Origin of the sequence: Pseudomonas sp. K5002 (genome assembly GCF_013386655.1) — a bacterium.
GTDB lineage: Bacteria > Pseudomonadota > Gammaproteobacteria > Pseudomonadales > Pseudomonadaceae > Aquipseudomonas.
In genome coordinates this window covers 1-1111 of sequence record NZ_JACARK010000510.1, presented here as the reverse complement: position 1 = coordinate 1111, position 1111 = coordinate 1, and the positions used below count along the sequence as shown (strand labels likewise).

The 1111-nt window shown below is 62.7% G+C and carries 1 protein-coding gene and 1 pseudogene; both read left to right on the top strand.

Going from position 1 to position 1111, the window contains the following annotated elements; genetic code table 11:
• Positions 1-243 (top strand): annotated as a pseudogene (locus HX846_RS21890) (enoyl-CoA hydratase/isomerase family protein); the annotation flags it as partial.
• A gap of 41 nt (positions 244-284) precedes the next feature.
• Positions 285-1111: acyl-CoA dehydrogenase family protein (locus tag HX846_RS21885; RefSeq protein WP_178966085.1), on the top strand; the 827-nt coding region annotated here is incomplete at its 3' end.

Sequence of the window (1111 nt, the reverse complement as noted above, 5' to 3'; positions counted from 1 at the left end):
GAAGTCGTTGCCGACGAGCAACTGCATACCCACGTCGCCGAGCTGGCCACGCGCCTGGCCAACGGCCCGACCTTTGCGTTTGCCCAGACCAAAACCCTCATCCGCGAAGGCGCCGGTCGCATCCTGCCCGAGCAGCTCCAGGCGGAACTCGCCGCCGGCCTGCTGTGTGGACGCAGCGCCGACGGTGCTGAAGCCCTGCGCGCCTCGATGGAAAAGCGCCCACCGAACTTCTCCGGCAACTGATTCCCCTTCAAAACACCCTCGAACGATCGACAGGTAGCGCCATGAATTTCCAGCCCAGCCAAGAACAAGACATGTTGGTGGACGCGGTACGCAGTTTTGTTGCCAAGGAGTTGTTGCCTTACGAGGAGGCGGTGGACCGCGCCGATGAAGTTTCGCCGGAGCTTGCCGCGCAGATTCGTGACAAGGCCATCGCTGCCGGTTTCTATGCCTTCAACATGCCGGAAGACGTCGGCGGTGGCGGCCTGGATTACCTGTCACAGGCGTTGATCGAGCGTGAGTTGTCGAAAGTCTCCTGGGCGCTGCATGTGTTTGTCGCCCGGCCGTCGAAAATCCTCATGGCCTGCACCGGCGCGCAGATTGGCGAGTACCTGTTGCCGTGCGTGCAGGGCAAGAAGATCGACTGCTTTGCCCTGACCGAACCGGGTGCCGGTTCCGACGCCAATGCGATCAAGACCCGCGCCGTGCGCAGCGGTGATGACTTTGTGCTCAATGGCAGCAAGCACTTCATCAGCCACGCCGGCCACGCGGATTTCGCCATCGTGTTTGCCGTTACCGACACCTACGAACACAACGGTCGCCAACGCAATGCCGTGACCTCGTTCCTGGTGGACCGTGGCACGCCGGGCATGACCATTCGCCGGGGCCCCAAGTGCGTCAGCAACCGCGGCTACCACACTTATGAAATGTTCTTCGACGACTGCCGCGTACCAGCCTCCAAAGTCCTCGGCGAAGTCGGCAAAGGTTGGGAAGTCGCCAATGCCTGGCTGACCGCAGGCCGGGTGATGGTGGCTGCCAACTGCGTCGGCCAGGCCCAGCGTGCGCTGGACGTTTCCCTGCAATGGGCGGCCGACCGCAAGCAGTTCGGCCA